The organism is Halococcus thailandensis JCM 13552 (assembly GCF_000336715.1).
In the GTDB taxonomy this organism is placed as follows: domain Archaea; phylum Halobacteriota; class Halobacteria; order Halobacteriales; family Halococcaceae; genus Halococcus; species Halococcus thailandensis.
In genome coordinates, this window is the sequence record NZ_AOMF01000166.1 from 58,262 (window position 1) to 80,516 (window position 22,255).

The following is a 22,255-nucleotide window of genomic DNA, read 5'->3' on the forward strand; positions in this document are numbered from 1 at the left end:
GCGACAGCCGCCAGCCAGAACGTGGCTTCGAAGTGGTCGTCGAGTCGGCTGCGCGTCGATTGGCGGACGAGCATCGGTCTCGTCGGCACGATCGTGAAGTATCTCTCGACGACCCTGCTCATTCCGCTCGCGGTGGCGCTTTTCTACGGTCGTGACGTACTGACGTTCGCCGTCGCGTTCGTCGTCACCGTGATCGTCGGACTGGCGCTCGAACGCGTCGAACCCGAGCCCGATCTCGGCACGCGCGAGGGATTCTTGATGGTCGCGCTCACCTGGCTCGTCGTCGCGCTCGTCGGCACCGTCCCCTATCTCCTCTCGGGGATGGGCACCGGATCGACGCTCGCCCACCCGATCAACGCCCTCTTCGAGTCGATGAGCGGGTTCACGACGACCGGCGCGACGATGATGGGCGAGATCTCGTTCGCCCAGCACTCACACGCCCTCCTGCTCTGGCGACAGCTCACCCAGTGGCTCGGCGGCATGGGGATCGTCGTGCTCGCGGTCGCNGCCCAGCACTCACACGCCCTCCTGCTCTGGCGACAGCTCACCCAGTGGCTCGGCGGCATGGGGATCGTCGTGCTCGCGGTCGCGATCCTCCCCGAACTCTCGGTCGGTGGCGCACAGCTGATGGACGCCGAAGCGCCCGGCCCTGGCATCGAGAAGCTCACCCCGCGCATCGCCGAGACCGCACGCGTGCTCTGGCTGGTCTATCTCGGCCTCACCGTCCTCGAAATGCTGCTGCTCTACGGGCTCCATCTCGGCGGTCTCGCGCCGAACATGGAGCTGTTCAACGCCGTCTCGCACGCGCTGACGACGCTTCCCACGGGCGGGTTCTCGCCGGAAGCCCGCTCGATCGAAGCGTTCTCGGCGGCCGTCCAGTGGCTCATCATCCCGTTCATGGTCGCCGCCGGTGCCAACTTCGCGCTGTTCTGGCACGCGCTCACCGGCAACCCGGAGAAACTGACACAGGACACCGAGCTCCGGTCGTACGTCGGCGTCATCGGAGTGCTGACCGCCGTCATCGCGGGCCTCCTCTTCACCGGTGTCGGCATCGAAACCGTCACCGACGCCGTCCCGCCCATCATCGGACAGGTCGAGGATTCGGTGCGTCACGCCCTGTTCAACATCGTCTCCATCATCACGACCACCGGCTTCGCCAACATGGATTTCACCACGTGGAGCGCACCCGCGAAGACGATCCTCTTCTTCGCGATGTTCATCGGCGGCTCGGCCGGCTCGACCGGCAGTGCGATCAAGATCATCCGCTGGGTGGTCATCGTTAAATCCCTCCGGCGCGAACTCTTTACAACGGTCCACCCCGAAGCGGTGTCGCCCGTCCGACTCGCCGGCCGCGTCATCGACGAGCGCGCCATCCGCGGCATCTACGCCTTCACGCTGCTCTACATCGCCCTCTTCGTGCTCGCCAGCCTCCTGGTCGTCATCGACTCCTGGCGCGTCGGCTACACCATCTCCACACTCGAAGCCACGAGCGCCATCGCCTCGACCCTCGGCAACGTCGGCCCCGGCTTCGGCGCTGTCGGCCCGATGAACAACTACCTCGCCTTCCCGGCCACCTCGAAACTGCTCATGACCTTCCTCATGTGGATCGGCCGGCTCGAGATCCTCCCCGTGCTCGTGCTGCTCACGCCGTCCTACTGGCGTACCTAAACCCACTTTTTTACTGCAGGGGGTCGCGCTCGCTTTGCTCGCTTGACCCCCGCTTGCAAAAACCTGGACTAAAAACATCCGCTCGCAAACCGCGCGAGCGGCGAACCGCGCTCACTCCGTTCGCGCGGACATCAACTCGTTCCGCAACCGCACAGCACCCCGTACCGCCGAAGCCCTCGCGCTCCCTCCGGTCGCGCTCGCCCTTCATCCACCAGGAACCGCCAGCCGCACCGCGGCTGCTGCACCGCGCGAATCGCAGAAAATCAGCCGACTGTGGACGTTTACGACGGCGCGACCGTGACCTGCCGTCCGCGATCGATCGCCTGCTCTAACTCCTCGGCGATGGCGCTCCCGCGCGAGACCTGCACCTCGCCGCCGCGCGAGACCGTCGCCGTGAACAGATACTCGCCGTCGGCCTGCACCTCGACCGTCTCGCCCGCGTGCCCCTCCATCGGAATGACGACGTGCCGGGCGGTGATCTCGGGCGTGACGATATCGCCCGCACCGTTGCCGCCACCCACGGCACCGCTCGCACCACCGCTCGACCCGCCAGCAGCACCGCCGGAGCGCCCGCCCGGTCGCTCGTCGAACGTCCGCACGTCGATGTCGATCCCCAGTCTGTTCTCGATGTCGGTGATGCGCCCGCCGCCCTTGCCGATCACCGTCGAGATGTCGGCCTCCTCGACGTAGACCACGGCCGTGTTCTGGTTCTTGAGATCGACCTCGCAGCTCCCGCGCGCGACCGAGCGAATCTCCCGCTCGATCTCCTGTTTCGCGATCTTGTCCACGCCGCTGTCCTCGCTCTCGGCGTCGCCCACCGGCACCGTGACGACCTGCCGGTTGAAGCTGTAGATCTCGTACTCGGGTCGGCCCGTCTCGAAGTCACGGACCTGGATGACCGGTCGCGCGAGGTCCTCCTCCATCAGCCCCTCGGGAACCTTGACTTCGGTCTGGACGTCGTACACGGTCGAAATCCCACCGGCCTCGACGAACACCACGGTGTCGACGACCTGCGGGATCATGCCCAGCTCGACCCGGCCCACGAGTCGCCCGAGCGCGTCGATGGCCCGCGTCGCGTGGACGACCCCGACCATCCCGACGCCCGCGAGACGCATGTCCGAAAACACCGAGAAGTCCTCGGTCTTTCTCACTTCGTCGTAGATGGTGTAGTCCGGCCGCACCATCAGCAGCGAGTCGGCCGTGTTCTCCATCTGCCCGTCGAGTTCGGTGTACTGAGTCACGTCGGCGTCGACCTGCAGATCGCGCGGCTTCTCCATCGTCTTCACCGAGAAGCCCGAATCGGCGAGGAACTCGGCGACCGCAGCCGCGAGCGTCGATTTCCCCGCACCGGGTGCGCCGGCGACGAGCACGCCGCGCTGGTGGTCGAGCAGGCGCTCGCGGAGGTCCTCGGCGTAGTCGTAGTCCGACAGCTCGGTCTCGGCGATCGGCCGGACCGCCGTGATCTCCAGCCCGTCGGCGAAGGGCGGACGGGCGAGCGCGATCCGGTACTCGCCGAACTGGACGATCGTCATGCCATGCTTGTCGAGCTCGACGAACCCCTCGCTGGAGGCGTGTGTCGCGCTCTCGATCTCGTCGATCCACTCGCGGAGCTCCCCCTCGGTGAGAACCTCGTCACGGATTTCCTCGAAACGCATCTCGCCGACCGTCCCGTGCTTGGCCATCGGCGGAACGCCCGTCTTGAGATGGACGCTCATCGTCTCGTCGTCGAAGAACTCCTCGATCGACAGCGTCTCGACCTCGCGGATCTCGGGATCGACGTACTCGACGGCGAGCCCGGTGGCGCGGGCGACCTCGCTCTGGACCTCGTCGCTCGTGAGCAGCGTCGCGCCGTGTTCGGCTGCGAGGTCGCGGATGAGCGCGTCGACGCTCCCTTCGTCGGCGCTGTGGCGTTCGCTCGCTTCGGGTCGTCGGCCGATGTATTCGATCTCGATCTCGCCGTCGTCGGCGAGGTCGGCGAGTCGCTGGAGCTCGTCGAGCCCCTCCCAGCCGGTCTCTTGGCCGTCGTTGGCCTGGGCTTCGAGTTCGGCGACGACCGCCTCGGGGATCGCGACCGTCTCGCCGGAGAGCCCACCGCTCGCCGCTCGTTCGGACACGCGACCGTCGATGACCGCGCTCGTGTCCGGGACGATAGTCATACCATCACTGGGCCGGCGAGCGGCATAAGGATGTTCAAGCGCGGGCGAAAGCGCTTATGCGCCGCTGCCCGATCGCCCACCATGTCCGCCGTCACGGAGCTCACTCGCGAGCTCGTTGCGATCCCGAGTCACGACGACGAGACCGAAGCGGGCGATTTCATCGAGCGCTGGCTCCGCCGCGAGACCGACGCCACCGTCACCCGCGATGAGATCGGCAACGTCGTCGCCCGGCGCGGGAGCGGTGGGGAGTCGCTCGCGTTCGTCGGCCATCACGACGTGGTGCCGCCGGACGACGAACAGATCGACGGGGACGAGTACGTCGTCGAGAAGCGCGACGAACGACTCCACGGCCGCGGGACGGCGGACATGAAAGGGGCTGTCGCAGCTGCGATGTGCGCCTTTCGGGATAGCGAGGTGCCACGCACCTCGAAGAGTCGGGCACAGCCCGACGGCGCGAATCCCACTACTGAACTCGTCTTCGCCAGTTTCGTCGGCGAGGAGATCGGCGGCGAGGGCGCGCGCCACGCCATCGAGAACGGGTTCGCGCCCGACTACGCAATCGTCGGCGAAGGCTCGACTGGCTACTCGGCCCCCAGTGTGACGGACGTCGCGATCGCCCACAAAGGGCGACGGGCGAGCACCATCACTGCCTACGGAACGGCCGCGCACGCGAGCGAACCCGAGGCCGGCGAGAACGCCATCTACCGGGCGGGCGAGGCGGTCGATACGATCCGAGGGATGGACGGGCCGAGCGCCGCGGTGTTCGGCGAGGATGTGGAGGGGAGCATCGTCGTCACCGAGATCGAGGGCGGGTCGGCGTGGAACGTGATCCCCGAGTCCTGTTCGGTGACCGTCGACGAGCGCACGGTGCCGGGCGAGCGCGCACCGCTCTCGCAGGTCGAGGATGAGAACGTCGAGTGGACCGTCGATCAGGACCTCCCGCCGATGGCCTGTGACGACGAGGCGTTCGGCCAACGGGTGCTCGCTGCCTCTGACGGCGCTCAGAACGGTGATCCCGAACTGGTGACGAAGCCACACGCGACCGATGCGGGCTGGCTCGCCGAGGCAGGGGTGACGTGCGTGGTTTGTGGCCCCGCGGAACCGGGCGAAGCCCACACGAAGGACGAAAGCGTCTCGCTCGACGTGCTGGATCGGTGTTACGAGATCTACCGGGGCGCGGCGTCGGGAGGCGAGAATTGATAGGCCGGCGACTCGGCAATCGGGTATGGCAACCGACGCCACGCAGACCGCTGCCTACGAGGAACTTCTCGACCGCTACGAGCGCATCTCGAACATCGAGGGTGCGGCAGGGATCCTCAACTGGGATCAGGAGGTGATGATGCCCGAGGGCGGCACGCCCGCTCGCTCGGCACAGCTCTCGGCGCTGTCGGCGACGAGCCACGAGCTGCTCACCGAGGAGGCGATGGGCGAGGCGCTCGACGCGGCCGAGAGCGCGGAACTCACGGACGAGGAAGCCTCTGCCGTCCGCGAGATCCGCCGCCAGTACGAGCGCGCGACGCGCGTTCCCACCGACCTCGTCGAGGAAATCTCGCGCACCACGAGCGAGGCGCTACCGGTCTGGAAGGAGGCCAAAGCCGAGGACGATTTCTCGAAATTCGCACCCATTCTGGAGGAACTCATCGAGCTCAAGCGCGACTACGCAGCACAGATCGACTCCGACCGGCCGGCCTACGAGGTGCTGTTCGAGGACTACGAACCCTACCTTGGACTCGACACCGCCGAGCGGATCCTGGAGCGACTGCGCGAGGAGCTCGTCCCGCTCATCGACCAAGTGGGTGCGAGTGACGTGGAACTCGCCAGTCCGTTCGCCGGCGAGTTCGATCCCGATACACAGGAGGAACTCACGCGCGACGCGCTCGATACCTTGGGCTACGACTGGGATCGGGGTCGTCTCGACACCGCGCCGCATCCCTTCTCGATGGGCACCACCTTCGACGCGCGCGTGACGACGCGCTACGAGGACGACGACATGCTCGGTGCGCTCACGAGCACCATTCACGAGTTCGGTCACGCGACCTACACACAGGGACTGCCCGACGAGGAGTACGGAACGCCGCTCGGCGAGAACCGGAACCTCTCGGTTCACGAGTCCCAGTCCAGATTCTGGGAGAACCACGTCGGGCGCTCCGAGCCGTTCTGGTCGCTGTTTCTGCCTCACGTCCGCGAGCGATTCCCGGAACTCGACGACGTGACGCCCCGTGCTGCCTACGAGGCGGCCAATCGCGTCTACGACGACAACCCCATCCGGATCGAGGCCGACGAACTGACCTACCACATGCATATCGTCCTCCGCTTCGAGATCGAGCGCGAGCTCATCGAGGGCGATCTCGACGTGAGCGAGGTTCCCGCGGTCTGGAACGACAAGATGGAGGAGTATCTCGGCGTTCGGCCCGACACCGACGCCGAGGGCTGTCTCCAGGATATCCACTGGTCGCACGGTTCGTTCGGCTACTTCCCGACGTACTCGCTCGGCAGCGTGCTCGCAGCCCAACTGTACGCGAGCGCCGACGAGGAGATCAACGATCTCGACGGGCAGATCGAGGCGGGCGAGTTCGACCCGCTCCACGAGTGGCTCACCGAGAACGTCCACCAGCACGGCAAGCGCTACACGACGCCCGATCTCGTCGACGAGGCCACCGGCGAGGCGTTCACCGCCGACTACTTCCTCGACTACGCGCGCGAGAAATACGGCGCGCTGTACGATCTCTGAGTGACTTTCGGCCGGTTCGTGTCTCGCCGTGAATTCTCCGAATCAGAGCCAGTCGCGGCCGACGTATTCGAGACCGACCTCGTGGCTGGGGATGTAACGAGCGATTTCGTCGATGATGTCGCCGACGTCGCGGGCGGTGAGCGTCTGGTCGCGCTGAAAGAGGACACCGGTACTGTCCTCGATCGACAGTTCGGTGAAGAAATCGTCGTCCTGTGTGAGGACTAACCGGTTCGTCTCGGTGGAGTAGGCGGCGATCTCATCGTCGGTTACGCCCACACCGAGTTCGGGGATATCACCGATCCATTCGACATCGTGCCCGAGTTGGTCGAGATACTGTCGCGTCGCCGGTTCGACGTTCTCGTCGGCGACGATGCGATAGCTCATTCAGTCGCGGACGTTCTCCGGGTCGGTCGTCAGATGGGCGTTGTCCGCGGCTGCACGCTGCCGCCGACGTTCGACGCGGCGCATCTCGTCCGGGTTGTCGTGGTAGTACGCCAGCGCGCGATACACGTCGCCGAGAGCGAGATCGTGACGGTCGGCGACGGTCTGTGGAGACAGACCGCGACCCTCGACGCGCTCGTGGACGAACTGGACAGTGATGCGTCGTCCCTCGATATGTGGCTCGTCGTGTATCGTCGAGTCCTCGCTGGAGACGATGCGGTACGCTTGCGCGGCCATCTAGTAGTGGTAGTCGTTGGGGAGACATTAAGCCTGCCCTGCCAATCGGCTGCCGTTCTCGAATTGCGCCATCAAAAGCATGGGACGCTGCGACCTCTGAGGCGGACACCGGAATTCGTCCTCGATATCCTCGGTCCGCTTCCGGCAGAGGTGTGGGTCAACCACCAGAGCTATATGAGTGGTGTGCCATGTCGTAACACGCATGGCAACCGTATCGAACGAGACCGACATCGACGATTTTCTCTCGGGACGTGGTCACGAGACCGATTCGCCGGGGTGGGAAGAGAGCTACAACAAGAAGCAGTGTCCCGACTGCGGCGGCCTTCACGAGACGGACGCGAGCACGTGTTCGGTCTGTGGCTGGTCGCCGCGGGCCGACTGACCCGCGATCACCCTCGTTGGGGCGAAGCCGGTAAGTGTCATCCCTGCCCAGCGCGCACGTGGGCATCCTCAACACGCTCGGTCTCGTCCTGACGCTCGCCTTCGCGCTCCCGGTCGCACTCCTCGGCATCAATCTCGTCGTTTCGGGACGAACAGTAATTGGGATCGCACTCTGTGTCGTCGCCGTCCTGATGGTCGCGCTGAAACAGTACGTCACGACGCCCGACGACGTGCCGACGGCCGCGGCCGAGAAGACCGTGAGTGCGGTCGTGAAGGATGAGGAGAACTAGTCGGCGGCGGGCGCTTCGGTCTCGGCGAGCACGTCCTCGATCGTGACGCCGCTCGGTTCGTTGTCGAGCAGCACGTCGACCGGGAGCGTCGGCGCGCCGCTCACGAGGTCTTCGAGGAGAACGAGTCGCTCGCGCGCGCGGCTCATCCCGACGTAGAACACGCGGCGCTCGTTGTCTGTGAGCATCGGCACCGGATCGGTGCCCTTGTCGAACTCCCCGCCCGGCACGCCCGCCGTGTCGTCGACCGAGGCGGCCATCTGCTCGACGACCTTCTCGGTGAGATCCGTCGCGACGAAGACGTGGTCGGCCTCGCGACCCTTCGCCGAGTGGATGGTGCCCACTCGGACGCGATCACGCTCGACGTCCTGGTAGTCGCCCGCGAAGTAGGCCTTCACCGATTTCTTCTGGAACTGCGAGGTCTTTCTGAGCATGTCCTCGGCCGACGCCGGTCCGGGCATGAACGGCGCGTGCTCTTTGACCAGATCGGGATCGATGACGAGATCGGTGAGATCCTCGACACCCGCTTCCTCCTGTCGCTCGTCGATCGCGTCGTAGAGCGCGTCGCGGTTGTTCGTCCCGAAGGCCGTGTCGGCGAGCATATCGGCGAGTCGGCGGGCTTCGAGCCCCGTGATCGACTCGCCGGCGGTGGACTTCTCGACGGCGTTGACGTAGTCAGCCAGCCGGTCGGTCCACATCCGCTGGTCGGTGAGCGCGCGGAACGGGATCCCCTCGCCGATGAACTCGTCCATGAACTGGAAGAGCTGGTAGCGCGCGCGAAAGAGGATCATCGCCGTCTCGTCGGTGTTCTCGACCGTCGAGCGGACGTTGCGAACGAGATCGAGCATCGAGGGCGTCTCGACGGCCTCGACGCTCCCGCCCTCGATCCGCGGTCTGAGGTTCTTCTCCTGGCGGTTCTCGATGTGGCGGATCTCCCGGTTGACGACGTTGAGCACGCGCGACGGGAGTCGGTAGGAGGTGTCGAGGATGACGTCCTCGCCGCCCTCCTCGAGCAGAAGCTGTGGGTCAGCGCCCTGCCAGGCGTAGACGACCTGATCGTCGTCGCCGGCGATGAGCGCGCGCTCGACGTGTGGTTTCCACTCCTCGTAGACCGAATACTGGAGGGTGGTGATGTCCTGGAACTCGTCGATGACGAGGTAGTCGACGCTTGGCAGCAACGAGCGCTGCTCGACCCGTTCGAGCATGTCCGCGAAGCCAACCTTGCCCGCCTCGCCCTTGTGCGTTCGCCACGCGCGGATCGCCTCCGGGACGTCGATGCGGTCGTCGTCGCTCGGCCAGGTCGGCGTGTATTTGTTGCCCTGCTGGGCGTTCTCGTCGATGTCGGGCGGGAGGCGCACCTCCTCGTCGTTCCACTGGAAGGGGACGTCGTACCAGTCGGCGACGTCCCTCGTGGTGCGCTGGAGCCACTGGCTCGTGGCGATGATCTTGTTGCCGATGGTCGTCGAGCGCGCGCTCCGGCGGCGTGAGCCCTCGTACTCGTCCTCGAACTCCAGCCCGTAGGACTCACAGAACTCCTTCTTGTCGTTCTCGCCGACGACGTCGCCGCGCGAGAGGTTGAGGAGTCCGTACGCCTTCGCGTGCATCGTCGAGACGTTGCCCTTGAGCGAGCGCGGACTCACGTCGAGGCGCTCGGCGAGACGCTCGCGGATCTCGGTGGCGGCCGCCCGGGTGTACGATACCACGAGGATGTCGTCGACGGTCACGCCCGGCTGGTCGAGGATCTCCTCGACGCGATCGAGCAGCGCCGTCGTCTTCCCGCTGCCCGGCCCGCCGAACAGTCGGGTGACGTGCGAATCGGTGGACATTGGCCACAACAGGAACTCGCCCACTATAAGCGGCGTGGCTCCCGAACGCCACACTCATGCCACGACGGGCAGTAGGAGCGCCATGTTCACCGGCATCGTCGAGACGACGGGCGAAGTGCGGGACGTGCGCGAGGAAGAGAGCGGACGACGCCTCCACGTCGCAACCGATCTCTCGGGGCTCGCACACGGCGACTCGATCGCCGTCGACGGCACCTGTCTCACCGTCGAGGAGACGGGCGAAACCATCGAACTGTTCTGTTCGGCCGAGACGCTCGCGCGGACGACGCTCTCGGCGGTCGAGCCGGGCGACGCGCTCAATCTCGAACGCCCGCTCGCCGCCGACGGACGGCTCGACGGCCACTTCGTCCAGGGCCACGTCGACGCGACCGCCGAACTCGTCGACGTCGAACAGGTCGGCGAGGACTGGGAGTTCACGTTCTCGCTGCCCGACGACGTCGCACACTACGTCGTCGAGAAAGGGTCAATCACCGTCGACGGGATCAGCCTCACCGTGGCGGAACTCGACGAGGACCGCTTCTCGGTGGCCGTGATCCCGACGACTTACGAGCTGACGACGATGAACGAGCTGGCACCCGGCGACGGCGTGAACATCGAAGTCGACGTGATCGCGAAATACGTCGAACGGTTGCTCGACGGCCATCGCTGAAAGCGGCGGTCGGCGCGCGCTCGCGCTCGTGTGCGAGCCGAGCGGGACCGAAGGTCCCGCTGGCCGTGCGAACGGGCCGATGGCCCGTGAGCAGACAACGCGAGCACCGAGCGCGAACATTGNGTCAGAACGGAGTTCTGGCGGTGGATGAGCGAGTGAGTGAAACGAACGAGCGAATCGGTTGGGGAGGAGTGTGGGCTGTTGTGGTGCTGTGCGGAGTGGGTGTCTCCGCGCGAGTGCAGCGAGCGCGGTTCGCCGCGAGCGAACGCAGTGAGCGAGCGGATGTCTTTAGTCCAGGTTTTTGCGACGAGAGGTTCGCCGGAGGCGAACCCGAGTCGTAAAAAAAGTGGAGGCGTAGCATTATACCGTCCACGCGCGAAAGATCGGGTATGCCCAAATACTCCACCGGCGACTCGTCCGGGGGTGGCGGGAGCTGCGAGCTCTGCGGGACCGCGAGCGACGATCTGACGACGGCGATGGTCTCCGGGGCCGAACTTGAACTCTGTCCCGACTGCGTCCCCCACGGCGAACAGGATCGACGATCGAGTCGCGATACGGGAGGTCGTGACGGCGGCTCCAGCGGCCGTGGCGACCGCCAGCGAGCGGCCAGCAACGTCGCGAAATTCGGGGATGCCACCACGGGTGATTCGAGCCATTGGGAGCGCGAGGGGACGAACTACGACCGCGACCAGCTGCCATATCTCGTCTCCGAATACGGCGATCGAGCGCGGAGTGCGCGCGAGGAGGCAAACCTCGATATCGCGGCGCTGGCCGACGAGCTCGACGCCGATCCCAAAAGCCTCACCGCGATCGAGGAGGGGCGTGCCGCCCGTGCCGGCGTCGGCGGTTCGCTCGTCGAAGCACTCGAAGAGCGACTCGACGTGACGCTCGTCGACGACTGAGTGAAGCAGTCTCCGGAACGGGTGATTTTTGCGCGCCCGGAGCTAGTGGCGTGGTATGGACCTCACTGCCGAACAGCGCGCCATCCGCGACACCGTCCGGGAGTTCGCTCGCGAGGAGATCAGGCCCGGGGCCGAAGAGGCCGATCGCGAGGAGCGCTTCCCCGAGGACGTCTGGGATGGGCTCGCCGACCTCGACATGACGGGGTTGACGACGCCCGAAGCTTATGGGGGATTCGATGCCGATTCGCTCACCTATAGTTTGGTGAACGAGGAGCTTGCCGGCGGGATGTTGGCGGTGGCGACGGCGCTCTCTGTTCACTGTCTCGCCACCTCCTGTATCGCCGAGTTCGGCGACGAGCGCCACCGCGAGCGCTGGCTGCCCGAGATGGTCGACGGTCGCCCCGTGGGTGCGTTCGCCCTCTCGGAACCTCACGCCGGCTCGAACCCCGCCGCGATGAGCACCGAGGCACGGCGTGAGGGGGACGAATACGTCATCAACGGCGACAAGCAGTGGATCACGAACGGCGAGCGCTCCGGGGTGATCATCCTCTTCGCGAAGACCGATCGCGAGGACGACCGAAGCATCACGCAGTTCCTCGTGCCGAAGGACACCGAGGGTCTGGAGGTCGGTCCCACAGAGGACAAACTCGGCCTGCGCGCGAGCGACACGACGAGCCTGACGTTCGACGACGCGCGGATTCCGGTCGAGAATCGACTGACGGAGGAGGGACGAGGGCTGTCGGCGGCGTTGTCGATCCTCACCGGGGGACGCATCGCCATTGCATCGCAGGCGGTGGGGCTCGCCCAGCACGCCCTCGACGAATCGCTCGCCTACGCCCAGGACCGCGAGCAGTTCGGCGACGCCATCGGTGAGATCCAGACGATCCGGCACAAGCTCGCCGAGATGCGGACGAAGACCCAGGCCGGTCGGCTGTTGACGCGGGATGCGGCTCGGCGTGCCGATCGTGGCGAGGAACATCGCGAGGCCGCGAGCATGGCGAAATACGTCGCCAGCGAGAACGCCGTCGACGTGGCCAACGAGGCGGTCCAGATCCACGGCGGCTACGGCTACACCACCGAAGGCGGCGTCGAGCGCCTCTATCGCGACGCGAAGATCACTACCATCTACGAGGGGACGAGCAACATCCAGAAGAACGTCATCGCCCGCGAACTGCTCGACTGATCGAAGCCGACTTCCCCCGTCCTGTTCTTGTCCCGGTATGACCGTTATCGTCCCCGACGACGTCGACGCCGTCGTCTACGATCTCGACGGCACGCTCGTGCGCCTCACCGTCGATTGGCGGGCCGTCGAGAGCAAGATCGCAGCGATACTCCGCGATGCGGACGTCGATCCATCGGGTCTCGACGCCTGGACGATGCTCGACGCCGCCGAGGACGCGGGCGTCGGGAACGATGTCGAATCGCTCATCGCCGCGGCCGAACGCGACGGCGCACGCGACGCGCGCCGACTCCCGTTCGCCGACGAGATCGAGACCGAACTCCCGATCGGGGTCTGTTCGCTCAACTGCGAGGAATCCTGTCACATCGCGCTCGAAAAACACGACCTCGCCGAGCGGATGGAGAGCGTCGTCGGTCGCGACTCGGTTCCCGAGCGCAAGCCCGCGCCCGAACCGCTGCTGGCTGCCGCCGAGGAGCTCGGTGCGGCCCCCGAGCGGACGCTGTTCGTGGGTGATTCGGCGGGTGACGAGGAGGCAGCCGAACGAGCCGGTACGCAGTTTGCGTACGTTGGCGACGGGCCGACGAGCTACTGATCGTTCGTCCGTCGCGCGTAGCCGTAGACGCCGAGCGCGACGACGATCCAGACGACCGCGCCGACCCGGACGGCGAAGGAGACACGCGCGTTCCAGGAGTCGAGCGGGGTGCCCGCCGAGAGCAGTGCGACGATCGGCGCGCCGACGACGATCGTGAGGACGAACGTGACCTGCATCACCCAGCCGTAGTCGACGCCCTCGGGATCGCTCGTCTCGACGGGTTCGGGCACGGTGAGAGTTCTCGCGTACGGCGATAAACCTTTCTCGCTGGATCGTAGCCGCCGGCGTGGTGACACGCGCGATCGCCGGTCGTCGGTCGTCGGAATCGGGCTGGTCGTCCGCTATCGCGGCGTGAGATCGACCGCGTCGGCGAGCAGTTCGTGTGTTTCCAGCATCATCTCGTGATCGCCCATCTGGTTCTGGACCACGACCTCGTCGACGCCGACCTGGTCGGTGATCGTCTCCAGCAGCTCGCGGATCGTCGATGGGCTCCCCGAAATCTGGCGGGGCCACTGGCCCGGTTCGAGCGGGGTCGGCGTCGGGTCGGGGACGTAGCCGAGCTCCTCGATCGCCTCGTCGACCGACCGGATCGGATCCTCGTTGATCGTGCCGCGCCGGATCCGTTGCCGGGACGCCTCGACGGTCGCACGCCGCCGGGCCGCCTCCTCGTCCGTCTCGGCACAGGTGACGTTGACCGCGATCGCCCCCTTCGAGTGCTCCGGCCCGGCCCCGTACGACGAGGGCTGGAACCGGTCGTGATAGGTCTCGAACGCCTCGACGGCGGGGCCGGGTCTGAGAAACGCCGCGAAACAGTAGGGGAGCCCCAGTTCGCCCGCGATGGCGGCGCTCGACGGGCTCGCCCCGAGCACCCAGACCTCCGGAACGCTGTCGCGCGAGCGGGCGAGACTCAGATCGTCGAACGGGTGCTCGTCGTCGAACCCGTCGTAGAGGTGGGACGCGACCTCGTCGATCTTCTCGGCGTGGTCGTCGCTCCGGTGTTGTTCGCTCCGATCTTCCTGCAACGCGAGGTTACTGACTGGATCGCCTGTCGCGCGCCCGAGTCCCACGTCGATGCGGTCGGGCGCGAGCGCGTCGAGCACACTGAACGACTCGGCCACCTTGTACGGGCTGTAGTGGTTGAGCAGCACAGTACCGGACCCCACTCGAATGTCGTCGGTTTTCGCGGCGATGTGTGGGATGAGCACCTCCGGTGTGGTGCTGGCGAGCCGCTCGGGGAAGTCGTGGTGTTCGGCGACCCAGTAGCGTGAGTAGCCGAGCTCTTCGGCGTGCTGGGCGCGTTCGACGGCGTTCTCGAACGCTTCGGTCGCCGTGCCGTTCTCCGGAATCGGTACGAGATCGACGATCGAGAGATCCATCCGTCGTGGTCATTCCTGTACCAACAGTCGATTGCTTCGAGCGCTGCGACGAGATTCGCTACCGCTGGACGTCGAGTCGGTCACAGGGCGTTCTCGACGCGATCGTAGCTGTCGATATCGACGCCCTCGTCGGTGATCGTCGCGAGTGAGAGACCGTTGCCGCTGGCGGTGTCACGCTCGGTCGCGCTCTGGACGGCTCGGGCTGCGGTGGTCTCGGCATCGTCGACGCTCGCTTCCTCGTCGTACTCCCCTTCGAGGACGCCGAGCGCGAACGGCGAGCCCGACCCGCTCGCGGCGTACGTCTCCTCCATCACGCTCCCGCCGGGGCCGATGCTGTAGATGTGGGCGCCCTCGTCGTCGACGCCGCCGAGCACCGGCTGGACGATCTGGAAGTTCCCGCTTCGCAGGAGGTTCGCGGTGAGGTTCGCGAGTGCGTTCAGGCTCATCGCCGTGTCGCGGCGGGTCTCGTAGAGCCGGACCTCCGCACGCAGCGACTCCACCAGCGACTGGGCCGCGCTCACGCTGCCGGAGATGGTGAGGGCGGCCGACGAGTGAACCTGGAGGATCTTTCGCGCGTTCTTGCTCGCGACCATGTTGCCGGCGCTCGCGCGCATATCCGCGGCGAGCACGACGCCCTCCGCGGCCGTGAGACCGACGGTCGTCGTTCCCGTCTTCACTTCCGTTGTTCCGTCTTCGCCTCCCGATGCGCCACCGAGCTCGGGCGTGGTGGCGCGCGCTTCGCTGTCGAGCCCACCCATCCGATGACGGTCCTCACTCATCGTCGGCCTCGAACTCGATCTCGTCGAGGTGTGCTTCGATCTCGTCGTGGTCGAGCGTCCGGTACTGTTCGGTTTCGGTGTCGATCGTCGATATCGCCACCTCGCTCGGTTCGAACGCGTCCCCCACGGACGCGAGCGCTTGGAGCGCGATCTGGATGCCGCCGTCGAGGTCCGCGTCCGGCCGGTAGTTCGTTTCGAGGTCGTCGAGGATCGCGTCGCGGTCGGCACCAACGGCGCTCGCCGACCAGCCGGTCGCGGTGCCGGACGGATCGGTCTCGAACAGTCGCGGTTCGCCGTCCTCGATGCCGGCGACGAGCAGCGCGACGCCGAACGGTCGCGCGCCGCCGGTCTGAGTGTACTCCTGAATGTGGTCGGTGAGCGCCCCGGCGAGCGTTTCGACGCCGATTGGCTCGCCGTAGCGCAGTCGCTCGACCTGTGCCTGCTCGCGGGCGAAGTCGACCAACTGTCGCGCGTCGGCGACGTGGCCGGCCGAGCCGACGGCGATGTGGTCGTCGACCTTGTGCAGTTTCTCGATGCTCGATCCCTCCATCAGTGGCGACCGGACCTGTTGTTCGGCGACGAGAACGACGCCCTCCTCGGTCCGGACGCCGAGACTCGTGCTTCCGCGCTCGACCGCCTCGCGGGCGTACTCCACCTGGTAGAGTCGGCCATCGGGCGAGAAGATCGTGGTACCGCGATCGTAGGCTTGCTGCTGGTTTTGTCCTTGCATAGCGTGAGACGTCTCCGTTGGAATTCACCCAAAGTTAGGGCTTCCCCTATATATGGGGTTTGGTTTTATTCTGTGGCTGATGGCGCGATCTCACGCTGCGTGATCGTCGTACGGAGTCGGAGCCGTTTACTCCCGTCGCGTGTGAGGGTCGCCCATGCCAACCACGGTCGGTGAGTTCCGTGCCGACGGCGAGACGCCGCTGACGATGTTGACCGCCTACGACGCGCCGACGGCGGCGGCCTGCGAGCGGGCGGGGATCGACGCGATCCTCGTCGGCGACAGCATGGGCAACGCGGCGCTGGGTTACGATTCGACGCTTCCGGTGACGGTCGACGAGGTCGCCAGCCGGACCGGCGCGGTCGCGCGCGCGACCGACGAGACGCTCGTGATCGCCGATATGCCCTTTCTCAGTTTCGGCGTCGACGAGGCCGAGAGCCTCCACAACGCTGGGCGCATGCTGAAAGAAGCGGGCGCACACGCCGTCAAACTCGAAAGCGGATCGCACACTGTCGATCTCACCGAGCGCCTCGCCGAACTCGGAATTCCGGTGATGGCTCATCTCGGACTCACACCGCAGAAAGTCAATCAACTGGGCTACGCGCGACAGGGGACCAGCCGGGAGGCCGCCAGCGAGATCGTCGACCTTGCCGTCGCCCACGAGGACGCGGGCGCGTTCGCGCTCGTGCTCGAACACGTACCGGCGAACCTCGCCGCCCGGATCACCGACGAGCTCTCGATCTCCACCATCGGGATCGGCGCCGGGAAAAACTGCGATGGCCAGGTGCTCGTCGCAAACGACGTGCTCGGCCTCGGCGAGCGCATCCCGCCGTTTGCCGAATCGTTCGGCGATCTCCGCGGCGAGATGGAGACCGCGATCGCGGACTACGTCGATGCCGTCGAGGACGAGGAATTCCCGGCCGACGAGCACAGCCACGTCGAATCGGATCTCGACGATCTCTACTGAGGCGGTTGGCGGTGCGGTCGCGGCGCGGCCGTGCGGCCGCTGGGTGGCAGCGGTGCGGTTGCGGTGGCGGCGCGGTCCTGGCGTCTGCGGTCGCAAAGCGACCGCAGGCTCAGGAGAGTTTACTCTCCTGGCGGATGAAGGGCGAGCGCGACCGAAGGGAGCGCGAGGGCTTCTGCGGTGCTGTGCTGGTGCGGGAAGCGGAGAACGATAGCGTCCGCGCGAACGAAGTGAGCGCGGTTCGCCGCTCGCGTGGTTTGCGAGCGGTCTTTTTTGGTGGAGATTTTTTGGCCGAGAGGTCCGCGAAGCGGACCCGAGGTCAAAAAAGGTCCTACATGTAGCCGAGATCGCGCAGGCGCTCCATCAGGTCTTCTTTGTCCTGGGCGCGGCCCGCGCGCTCGGTGGTGCCTTCGAGATCCTGGAGCCAGGCGGGCTCCTCGTCTGCCTTTTCGGTGCTGACTTCGCTGCCGAGCGAGCGGAAGCCGGCGAAGTACTTCGGGCTGATCGGGATGTCCTCGTTCGTGAGGCCGTTCGGGAGATCGTCGGCGCTCTGGGGGACGTAGCCTTCGTCGGGGTACTCGGCGACCGTCTCGGGCACTGCGAAGTTCCAGAAGGCGTCCCAGACGTCGGGTTCGGCGAACTGGAGGATCGGCTGGATGCGGTCGTGGGGTGGGTAGATCTCGGGGTCGTGGCGCGGGCTGAAGAAGGTCTCGTCGGCGCGGGCCTCCTGTTCGTCCCAGCGCACGCCCGAGATGACGCCGTCGACGTCGTACTCTTCGAGGGCGTCGTTGAGCGCGACCGTCTTGAGCAGGTGGTTGCCGACGTAGGTGTCGAGCAGGAAGTCGAACGTGTCCTCCTCGTATTCGAGGATCTCGCGGACGTGGTGGCGGTTGTGTTCGGAGAGCTCCGAGATCTCGATGTCGTCACCGGGTTCGAGCCCGTGCTCGTCGACGTAGTTGCCGACGTCCTCGTTGCGCGCGTAGCGGACGTCGAGGTCCCACTCGTCGGCCCATTTGTCGACGAAGTCGTGGATTTCGTCGAAGTGCTGGTAGTGGTCGATGAAGATCGCGGGTGGGACGTCGAGATCGAAGCGCTCGGCGACTTCCTTGATGAAGTAGAGCGTGAGCGTCGAGTCCTTGCCGCCGGTCCACATCACCGCGGGGTTGTCGTACTGTTCGAGCCCCGTCTTCGTGACCTGGATCGCCTTCTCGATCTTATCCTCGATGCTCGGGTAGTCCTCGGGGTCTTCGCCCTCGCCGTCGGTGTAGTCGACGTCGAGGTAGTCGGGAAAGTCCTGTGGCATCTCGTAATGAGATATAATTAGGACCGTAAAAGCGTTTGTGGCTTCGCGCCGGGGTGGTGTGCTATCGCATACGCCTCGCGTCGATCGACGGTATCAGCGCAGTGCGCGGTACTCGCCGTGCTGGATGCCGATGAACAGCGTCAGTACGCCGAAGACGAGCAGGCCACCGAGCACCATCATCACGGTGCTCGTCGCCATCGGACTCATGAACGTGCCGATGGCGATGATGGCGAACAGCACCACGAACGCCCCGACCGTCTTTCCGAGGTCGAACTCCATACCGACCCTCGGTGTGCTGTGAGAATAAGGGTTGGCAAACCGTTCAGTCGCCGCGACCGGTTCTCACCAGGGTGCGAAGTCGGGATCGACCTGTCGCTCGTGTTCGTCGATGCCGTCGATTTTCTCGATGTCCTCGTCGTCGAGATCGACGCCGAGCGACGCCCAGTTGTCCTCGATGTGGTCGGCGCTCGTCGCCTTCGGGATCACGGTCACGTCCTTCTCGCGGAGCCACGCGAGGCTGATCTGTGCCTCGCTGACGTCGTGTTTTGCGGCGATCTCACCGAGTTCGTCGATCTCGAAGACCTTCCCGCGCGCGAGCGGCGAGTAGGCGACGAACTCGATGTCGTTGTCGTCACAGTATCCCCGAAGCTCCTCTTGGGGCAGCAGGGGATGGCATTCGGCCTGTTCGGCGAAGATCGGCTCGTCGAGCACATCGCGGGCGGTGTCGAGATGTTCGAGCTCGAAGTTGGAGACGCCGATGCGATCGATCGCGCCGCGATCCTTCAGTTCGGCGAACGCCGACAGCGTGTCCTCGGGATCGTACTCGCCGGACGGCCAGTGGGTGTAGAGCAGGTCGACCGAATTCACGCCGAGATCGTCGAGGCTCTGGGTCGTGCTGTGGATCACGTCGTCGTAGCCCAGATTCGAGATCCAGACCTTGGTGGCGAGGAAGACGTCCTCGCGCGGGACGTCGGCCCGTTCGATCCCCTCGCCGACGCTTTCTTCGTTACCGTAGGCCTGTGCAGTGTCGACGTGTCGGTAGCCCGTTTCGAGCGCCGTGCGGACGCTCTCGGTGCACTGTTCGGGATCCTCGTTCTCCCAGGTTCCGAACCCGAGCATCGGCATCCCCTTCGCACGCTCGACGCTGTCGGGACTGAACTGCTCTGAAGACATGCACTCGATCGAAGGATCGACGACCGAAAAGCCGTTTGGAAACCGGCGAAACGGACGATTCCATGCCGGAACGCGAACGATCACGGCGTTCCGCGGCGTCGATACGCGACGTATGAGTAGACGGTGATATACGCGACGGCGAGCAGCGCCGGGACGATCACGAACGCGATGGCGGCGTTGGGGACGAGGAGGCCGCCGAGCGCGGCGATCCCGGCGACCTTCAGCGCGAGCGCCGCCCGGTGGTTCGTTCGTTCCCACACCACGTCGTCGTCCAGCGTCCACGGCGTCCGGATCCCGGCGATCCAGTTCGGCTCGGCACGTTCGACGAGCAGCCCGGCCCCGTAGAGGACGGCCCCGATCGCCGGCGCGAGCGTGGCCCCGATCGGCGGTCGAACGCCGAGGTTCCAGAGCAGCACGAACGCGTGAACGTAGCCCAGAAACCACGTCATGCCGGCGGCGAACCACTCGTAGATGCCGCGGAACGCCTCGACGTTCCGCTTTCTGGGGTCGAACTGTGGCGAGACGAGCATGAAGAGATAGACGCCAGCGGCGAGCGCCGGCAGGAAAAACGCACCCAGCGGCCGGGTCATCGTGCCGTTGACGCCGCCGTCGAGACCCCAGTTGGTCGCCAGCCGGGCCGGCAGATCCGGGTAGACGACGGCGCTGGCGATCCCGGCGAGCGCGATGGCTACGATACCCAGAGCGCGTGGCCGACGGTATCGCATGGGCTATTCTACGAGCAAACCCGTCGTAAGTTTTGGGTCCGCTTCGATGACGATCGTCCAGCGGTCGCGGTGCGTCTGTCGCCGCGCCTCAGTCGAACATGCCGGTCGACATGTAGCGCTCGCCGCTGTCCCAGAAGACAGTGACGACGAGCGGATCGTCGGTGGTGTCCGTGTCGTCGGTCGCGCTGCTGTCGTCGACGAGGCGTTCGGCGACCCGGCGGGCGGCGAGGTTCGACGCGCCGCTCGACTGGCCCACCAGAATCCCCTCCTCGCGAGCGAGCCGTCGGCATTCGTCCTCGGCGTCGTCGAGGGCGACCGTCTCGACCGAACTCAGGAGATCGGTGTCGAGAACGTCGCTCACGAACCCCGGCCCCATCCCCTCGAACTCGTCGACGCCGGCTTCACCGGTCGAGAGCACGGCGTTGGTCTCGGGTTCGACCGCGACGACCTCCATCTCGGGGAACTCCTCGCGCAGTCGGCTGCCGATGCCGGTGATCGTCCCGCCGGTGCCGACCCCGGCGACGAGCGCGTCCACGGTGCGCCCCTCGATCTGGTCGAGGATCTCCTCGGCGGTCGTCTCGTAGTGGGCGCGCGCGTTGGCGGCGTTCTCGAACTGGCGGAGTTGGACCATCCCCTCGGCTTCGAGTTCGTCGGCGCGCTCCCTCGCCTCCTCCATCTCCCCGTCGACGAGATCGACGTCCGCGCCGTAGGCGCGCATGAGGTTGCGCCGCTCCTCGGATTTGGAGGCCGGCATCACGACCGTGAGATCGTACCCTTTCGCCGCCGCGACGACCGCGAGCCCGATGCCCGTGTTGCCGCTGGTCGGTTCGACCAGACGGTCGCCGGGCTCCAACAGCCCCTCTTCCTCGGCGGCCGCGACCATCGCCAGCGCCGGACGGTCCTTCGCCGACCCGCCGGGGTTCTTCGATTCGATCTTCGCGGCGACGGTCGCGCCGGCCGGCGCGGCGACGGCCACCAGCGGCGATCCGATGGCGTCGAGAACGCTGTCGTCCATCGGCCGCGATACGACGCCGGAGCCTAAACCGGTGACGGGACTACTCGATCGTCGTGTGGATCGACTCCTCGTTGAGCGCGAGGTTGGTGACGATTTCGGCGTTGCGGACGGCATACTCGGCGGTCTTGGCGAGGCTGACGAGCACCTCGCGCACGCGCAACAGTGCTTCGTTGCCCATCTGTGGCAGATCGTCGAGGATCTCGCTCTCGCGGTCGTTGAGCTCGGCGAACCGCTCGCGCACCTCGACGGTGCGTTCGAAGTCCCGCTCGACGGCGGCCCGTACTGCCAATTCGGAGATCTCGTCGACGGCATCGGTGAACTCCCTGATGCGTCGCATCGTCGCGTCGTCGACCTCGAGGGTGTGGCCCGGCGACTCCATCGCGATCGTGGCGATGTCCTCGGCGTTGTCGGCGGTCAGCTCCAGGTTCTTGGCGATCGATCGGTAGCCGATGAGCGGGAACCCGTCGTCCAGCCCCACCGCCCGCGCGAGCGTCGGATTCTGGTAGGCAGTGAAGATCAGCCGCAAGAGGAGCACGAAGATCTTGTTCGCCTGTCGCTCGCGATTCAGCGCGCGCTCGGCGAAGTCGGGGTTGCCGAGCGCGAGCGCCTTCATCGCCTCGTCGCGCATCGTACTCCCCGTCGATTCGAGCCGTTCGAGCAGGTTGTCGAGCGTGAAATCCTCCGGATCGACCGAACAGCGGATGGCGATGCGCTCCGGTGTCTCCTCGATGACGCCGAGGCCCATCAGCTGCGTCTCGGCGTTGTAGACGGCGTTGATGTGCGCCGAATCGAGCGTCCCCTCCTCGACCTCGACGTGGATGACCCGGCGGCCGAGGACGTACTGGGCGACGATGGCACGTTCGAGCACGTCCGCGTCCATGTTCTCGGCGTGGATCGTCGCCCGCGACTCCTCGGTCTGTGAGGATTCGGGCATCACGGTGAGCGTCCCCTTCCCTCCGGCGCGCAGCGACACCTCGTCACCCTTCTCGACGTCGTGTGAGCGCGCCCACTCGGCGGGCAGCGTCATCGCCAGCGTCGACGGACCGAGCCGCTGGACTTTTCGCGTTTCGACCATGCGGTCATGGTGTCCTCAATCACCTTAATCTTCACCATACCCCACTAAAC

General features: G+C 66.1%; 24 protein-coding genes. 10 read left to right on the top strand and 14 right to left on the bottom strand.

What is annotated here, in order from left to right; genetic code table 11:
• Nucleotides 1–21 precede the first annotated feature (21 nt).
• Nucleotides 22–1,668: a TrkH family potassium uptake protein gene (locus tag C451_RS15245; RefSeq protein ID WP_049913155.1), complete on the top strand. Its 1,647-nt coding sequence runs from the start codon at nucleotides 22–24 to the stop codon at nucleotides 1,666–1,668.
• 281 nt (nucleotides 1,669–1,949) lie between these two features.
• Here C451_RS15245 and C451_RS15250 read toward each other — a convergent pair whose 3' ends face one another.
• The gene (locus C451_RS15250) at nucleotides 1,950–3,824 is read right to left on the bottom strand and encodes a PINc/VapC family ATPase (RefSeq protein WP_007741891.1); all 1,875 of its coding nucleotides are present in this window, start codon (nucleotides 3,822–3,824) and stop codon (nucleotides 1,950–1,952) included.
• An 81-nt stretch (nucleotides 3,825–3,905) separates the two neighbouring features.
• Between C451_RS15250 and C451_RS15255 the strand changes: the two genes are divergently transcribed.
• Together C451_RS15255 and C451_RS15260 are read left to right on the top strand one after the other, a co-directional pair.
• Complete coding sequence (locus C451_RS15255) at nucleotides 3,906–5,024, top strand: M20 family metallopeptidase (protein WP_007741892.1); 1,119 nt, start codon at nucleotides 3,906–3,908, stop codon at nucleotides 5,022–5,024.
• Between the two features lie 25 nt (nucleotides 5,025–5,049).
• Nucleotides 5,050–6,555, top strand: coding sequence for a carboxypeptidase M32 (locus C451_RS15260; RefSeq protein ID WP_007741893.1), 1,506 nt, complete (start codon nucleotides 5,050–5,052; stop codon nucleotides 6,553–6,555).
• 42 nt (nucleotides 6,556–6,597) lie between these two features.
• Here the strand turns inward: C451_RS15260 and C451_RS15265 are convergent, their stop codons facing one another.
• Together C451_RS15265 and C451_RS15270 are read right to left on the bottom strand one after the other, a co-directional pair.
• Nucleotides 6,598–6,939, bottom strand: a complete 342-nt coding sequence (locus C451_RS15265) for a DUF5615 family PIN-like protein (RefSeq protein ID WP_007741894.1) — start codon at nucleotides 6,937–6,939, stop codon at nucleotides 6,598–6,600.
• Nucleotides 6,940–7,233: a DUF433 domain-containing protein gene (locus tag C451_RS15270; RefSeq protein ID WP_007741896.1), complete on the bottom strand. Its 294-nt coding sequence runs from the start codon at nucleotides 7,231–7,233 to the stop codon at nucleotides 6,940–6,942.
• A 202-nt stretch (nucleotides 7,234–7,435) separates the two neighbouring features.
• Here C451_RS15270 and C451_RS15275 point away from each other — a divergent pair, with 202 nt between their 5' ends.
• Together C451_RS15275 and C451_RS15280 are read left to right on the top strand one after the other, a co-directional pair.
• The gene (locus C451_RS15275; RefSeq protein ID WP_007741898.1) at nucleotides 7,436–7,615 is read left to right on the top strand and encodes an HVO_0416 family zinc finger protein; all 180 of its coding nucleotides are present in this window, start codon (nucleotides 7,436–7,438) and stop codon (nucleotides 7,613–7,615) included.
• Between the two features lie 58 nt (nucleotides 7,616–7,673).
• Complete coding sequence (locus tag C451_RS15280) at nucleotides 7,674–7,904, top strand: DUF7533 family protein (protein ID WP_007741904.1); 231 nt, start codon at nucleotides 7,674–7,676, stop codon at nucleotides 7,902–7,904.
• Here the strand turns inward: C451_RS15280 and C451_RS15285 are convergent.
• The gene (locus C451_RS15285; protein WP_007741905.1) at nucleotides 7,901–9,727 is read right to left on the bottom strand and encodes a UvrD-helicase domain-containing protein; all 1,827 of its coding nucleotides are present in this window, start codon (nucleotides 9,725–9,727) and stop codon (nucleotides 7,901–7,903) included. The two genes, C451_RS15280 and C451_RS15285, sit on opposite strands and share 4 nt — an antisense overlap.
• A gap of 82 nt (nucleotides 9,728–9,809) precedes the next feature.
• Here C451_RS15285 and C451_RS15290 point away from each other — a divergent pair, with 82 nt between their 5' ends.
• The 4 genes from C451_RS15290 to C451_RS15305 all read left to right on the top strand — a co-directional run bounded on the left by C451_RS15290 (nucleotide 9,810) and on the right by C451_RS15305 (nucleotide 13,068).
• Nucleotides 9,810–10,394: a riboflavin synthase gene (locus C451_RS15290; RefSeq protein WP_007741906.1), complete on the top strand. Its 585-nt coding sequence runs from the start codon at nucleotides 9,810–9,812 to the stop codon at nucleotides 10,392–10,394.
• Between the two features lie 389 nt (nucleotides 10,395–10,783).
• Nucleotides 10,784–11,296 carry a helix-turn-helix domain-containing protein gene (locus tag C451_RS15295; RefSeq protein ID WP_007741907.1) on the top strand — a complete coding sequence of 171 codons (513 nt, stop codon included), beginning with the start codon at nucleotides 10,784–10,786 and terminating at the stop codon, nucleotides 11,294–11,296.
• Nucleotides 11,297–11,351: 55 nt separating this feature from the next.
• Complete coding sequence (locus C451_RS15300; protein WP_007741909.1) at nucleotides 11,352–12,479, top strand: acyl-CoA dehydrogenase family protein; 1,128 nt, start codon at nucleotides 11,352–11,354, stop codon at nucleotides 12,477–12,479.
• A gap of 37 nt (nucleotides 12,480–12,516) precedes the next feature.
• Nucleotides 12,517–13,068 carry an HAD family hydrolase gene (locus tag C451_RS15305; protein ID WP_007741912.1) on the top strand — a complete coding sequence of 184 codons (552 nt, stop codon included), beginning with the start codon at nucleotides 12,517–12,519 and terminating at the stop codon, nucleotides 13,066–13,068.
• On the opposite strand, the gene C451_RS15310 is transcribed toward C451_RS15305, so the two are convergent.
• The 4 genes from C451_RS15310 to psmA form a co-directional block, all read right to left on the bottom strand.
• Nucleotides 13,062–13,298, bottom strand: a complete 237-nt coding sequence (locus C451_RS15310; RefSeq protein WP_007741913.1) for a DUF5822 domain-containing protein — start codon at nucleotides 13,296–13,298, stop codon at nucleotides 13,062–13,064. The two genes, C451_RS15305 and C451_RS15310, sit on opposite strands and share 7 nt — an antisense overlap.
• Nucleotides 13,299–13,409: 111 nt before the next feature.
• Complete coding sequence (locus C451_RS15315) at nucleotides 13,410–14,444, bottom strand: LLM class flavin-dependent oxidoreductase (RefSeq protein WP_007741914.1); 1,035 nt, start codon at nucleotides 14,442–14,444, stop codon at nucleotides 13,410–13,412.
• A gap of 80 nt (nucleotides 14,445–14,524) precedes the next feature.
• On the bottom strand, nucleotides 14,525–15,223 hold the full coding sequence (gene psmB, locus C451_RS15320; protein WP_007741915.1) for an archaeal proteasome endopeptidase complex subunit beta: 699 nt from the start codon (nucleotides 15,221–15,223) through the stop codon (nucleotides 14,525–14,527).
• Nucleotides 15,216–15,953: an archaeal proteasome endopeptidase complex subunit alpha gene (gene psmA, locus C451_RS15325; protein ID WP_007741917.1), complete on the bottom strand. Its 738-nt coding sequence runs from the start codon at nucleotides 15,951–15,953 to the stop codon at nucleotides 15,216–15,218. The genes psmB and psmA overlap by 8 nt, the downstream gene beginning before the upstream one ends.
• 154 nt (nucleotides 15,954–16,107) lie before the next feature.
• Between psmA and panB the strand changes: the two genes are divergently transcribed.
• Complete coding sequence (gene panB, locus C451_RS15330; RefSeq protein ID WP_007741919.1) at nucleotides 16,108–16,917, top strand: 3-methyl-2-oxobutanoate hydroxymethyltransferase; 810 nt, start codon at nucleotides 16,108–16,110, stop codon at nucleotides 16,915–16,917.
• Nucleotides 16,918–17,245: 328 nt separating this feature from the next.
• On the opposite strand, the gene C451_RS15340 is transcribed toward panB, so the two are convergent.
• The 6 genes from C451_RS15340 to C451_RS15365 all read right to left on the bottom strand — a co-directional run bounded on the left by C451_RS15340 (nucleotide 17,246) and on the right by C451_RS15365 (nucleotide 22,205).
• Nucleotides 17,246–18,217: a phosphoadenosine phosphosulfate reductase family protein gene (locus tag C451_RS15340; RefSeq protein ID WP_007741920.1), complete on the bottom strand. Its 972-nt coding sequence runs from the start codon at nucleotides 18,215–18,217 to the stop codon at nucleotides 17,246–17,248.
• 93 nt (nucleotides 18,218–18,310) lie between these two features.
• On the bottom strand, nucleotides 18,311–18,496 hold the full coding sequence (locus C451_RS15345; RefSeq protein ID WP_004055902.1) for a DUF7333 family protein: 186 nt from the start codon (nucleotides 18,494–18,496) through the stop codon (nucleotides 18,311–18,313).
• 63 nt (nucleotides 18,497–18,559) lie between these two features.
• Nucleotides 18,560–19,390 (bottom strand): aldo/keto reductase, encoded by an 831-nt coding sequence (locus C451_RS15350; protein ID WP_193788319.1) that lies wholly within the window; start codon nucleotides 19,388–19,390, stop codon nucleotides 18,560–18,562.
• A gap of 80 nt (nucleotides 19,391–19,470) precedes the next feature.
• Entirely contained in the window at nucleotides 19,471–20,115 is a 645-nt protein-coding gene (locus tag C451_RS15355; RefSeq protein WP_007741922.1) for an SdpI family protein, read from the bottom strand.
• A gap of 88 nt (nucleotides 20,116–20,203) precedes the next feature.
• Nucleotides 20,204–21,130 carry a PLP-dependent cysteine synthase family protein gene (locus C451_RS15360; protein ID WP_007741923.1) on the bottom strand — a complete coding sequence of 309 codons (927 nt, stop codon included), beginning with the start codon at nucleotides 21,128–21,130 and terminating at the stop codon, nucleotides 20,204–20,206.
• Nucleotides 21,131–21,170: 40 nt separating this feature from the next.
• On the bottom strand, nucleotides 21,171–22,205 hold the full coding sequence (locus C451_RS15365) for a phosphate signaling complex PhoU family protein (RefSeq protein ID WP_007741924.1): 1,035 nt from the start codon (nucleotides 22,203–22,205) through the stop codon (nucleotides 21,171–21,173).
• Nucleotides 22,206–22,255: the final 50 nt, after the last annotated feature.

Bases quoted from the DNA above. Each gene is read 5' to 3' on its own strand.
- C451_RS15250 (WP_007741891.1), bottom strand. From the start codon at position 3,824: ATGACTATCGTCCCGGACACGAGCGCGGTCATCGACGGTCGCGTGTCC.
- C451_RS15305 (WP_007741912.1), top strand. From the start codon at position 12,517: ATGACCGTTATCGTCCCCGACGACGTCGACGCCGTCGTCTACGATCTC.
- C451_RS15365 (WP_007741924.1), bottom strand. From the start codon at position 22,205: ATGGTCGAAACGCGAAAAGTCCAGCGGCTCGGTCCGTCGACGCTGGCG.
- C451_RS15355 (WP_007741922.1), bottom strand. From the start codon at position 20,115: ATGCGATACCGTCGGCCACGCGCTCTGGGTATCGTAGCCATCGCGCTC.
- C451_RS15360 (WP_007741923.1), bottom strand. From the start codon at position 21,130: ATGGACGACAGCGTTCTCGACGCCATCGGATCGCCGCTGGTGGCCGTC.
- C451_RS15345 (WP_004055902.1), bottom strand. From the start codon at position 18,496: ATGGAGTTCGACCTCGGAAAGACGGTCGGGGCGTTCGTGGTGCTGTTC.
- psmA (WP_007741917.1), bottom strand. From the start codon at position 15,953: ATGCAAGGACAAAACCAGCAGCAAGCCTACGATCGCGGTACCACGATC.
- C451_RS15315 (WP_007741914.1), bottom strand. From the start codon at position 14,444: ATGGATCTCTCGATCGTCGATCTCGTACCGATTCCGGAGAACGGCACG.
- psmB (WP_007741915.1), bottom strand. From the start codon at position 15,223: ATGAGTGAGGACCGTCATCGGATGGGTGGGCTCGACAGCGAAGCGCGC.
- C451_RS15290 (WP_007741906.1), top strand. From the start codon at position 9,810: ATGTTCACCGGCATCGTCGAGACGACGGGCGAAGTGCGGGACGTGCGC.
- C451_RS15350 (WP_193788319.1), bottom strand. From the start codon at position 19,390: ATGTCTTCAGAGCAGTTCAGTCCCGACAGCGTCGAGCGTGCGAAGGGG.
- C451_RS15300 (WP_007741909.1), top strand. From the start codon at position 11,352: ATGGACCTCACTGCCGAACAGCGCGCCATCCGCGACACCGTCCGGGAG.
- C451_RS15340 (WP_007741920.1), bottom strand. From the start codon at position 18,217: ATGCCACAGGACTTTCCCGACTACCTCGACGTCGACTACACCGACGGC.
- C451_RS15295 (WP_007741907.1), top strand. From the start codon at position 10,784: ATGCCCAAATACTCCACCGGCGACTCGTCCGGGGGTGGCGGGAGCTGC.
- C451_RS15265 (WP_007741894.1), bottom strand. From the start codon at position 6,939: ATGAGCTATCGCATCGTCGCCGACGAGAACGTCGAACCGGCGACGCGA.
- C451_RS15260 (WP_007741893.1), top strand. From the start codon at position 5,050: ATGGCAACCGACGCCACGCAGACCGCTGCCTACGAGGAACTTCTCGAC.
- C451_RS15270 (WP_007741896.1), bottom strand. From the start codon at position 7,233: ATGGCCGCGCAAGCGTACCGCATCGTCTCCAGCGAGGACTCGACGATA.
- C451_RS15275 (WP_007741898.1), top strand. From the start codon at position 7,436: ATGGCAACCGTATCGAACGAGACCGACATCGACGATTTTCTCTCGGGA.
- C451_RS15285 (WP_007741905.1), bottom strand. From the start codon at position 9,727: ATGTCCACCGATTCGCACGTCACCCGACTGTTCGGCGGGCCGGGCAGC.
- panB (WP_007741919.1), top strand. From the start codon at position 16,108: ATGCCAACCACGGTCGGTGAGTTCCGTGCCGACGGCGAGACGCCGCTG.
- C451_RS15255 (WP_007741892.1), top strand. From the start codon at position 3,906: ATGTCCGCCGTCACGGAGCTCACTCGCGAGCTCGTTGCGATCCCGAGT.